Genomic DNA, 588 nt, shown 5'->3' on the forward strand with positions numbered 1-588 from the left:
ATGAGACCCAAAGCAAGTAATGACTTTTCTTAAACCATTGCTCTAAAGGTACTTGAAGTATCACCGCAGAGGTCCCGATCGCCAACACTAAGAAGGTGGCATGACGGAACATGAAGTGGAACGGCTGATCGGTCAATCGTGAGCTGATTGGGAAAGACGCAGAGGTCACCATAATCAAACCAGTCAACATCAAACCCAACGCAATCCACACCAACTGGCGATCAAACAGCGCTTCTGGCGCTGGATGCTTAAGCCAATTACCAATGTTGTGTTTAACGTTACTTAAACCCACGAAACGAGTAACCTTTAGTTATGCATATTTCTGAGCAAGAACAGCAAATGCATCGCCTCTTGCCATAAAATTGTCGAATTGATCAAAGCTAGCACATGCGGGAGACAGCATCACCATATCACCAGATTTTAACTGCGAAGATATTTGTTGAATCACATCTTCCATGGTGTTGAAACGGATTGCTGACTCATGTAGTGGCATAAAATCATCGCCATCTAGGCCAAAACAGCACAGTTGTAGGTTAAGCGTTGCAAAGATCGGTTTTAATGGCGTGAAGTCCGCGCCTTTACCGACAC

1 protein-coding gene and 1 pseudogene are annotated in these 588 nt (G+C 44.7%); both read right to left on the reverse strand.

Annotated elements, in window-relative coordinates:
* Positions 1 to 292, reverse strand: a 292-nt coding sequence (locus R7P74_RS27945; RefSeq protein ID WP_318123931.1) for an FtsW/RodA/SpoVE family cell cycle protein, incomplete at its 3' end; no start/stop codon positions are given.
* An 18-nt stretch (positions 293 to 310) separates the two neighbouring features.
* Positions 311 to 588 (reverse strand): annotated as a pseudogene (gene murD / locus R7P74_RS27950) (UDP-N-acetylmuramoyl-L-alanine--D-glutamate ligase); the annotation flags it as partial.

The sequence above is a fragment of the Vibrio sp. 2033 genome, assembly GCF_033339735.1.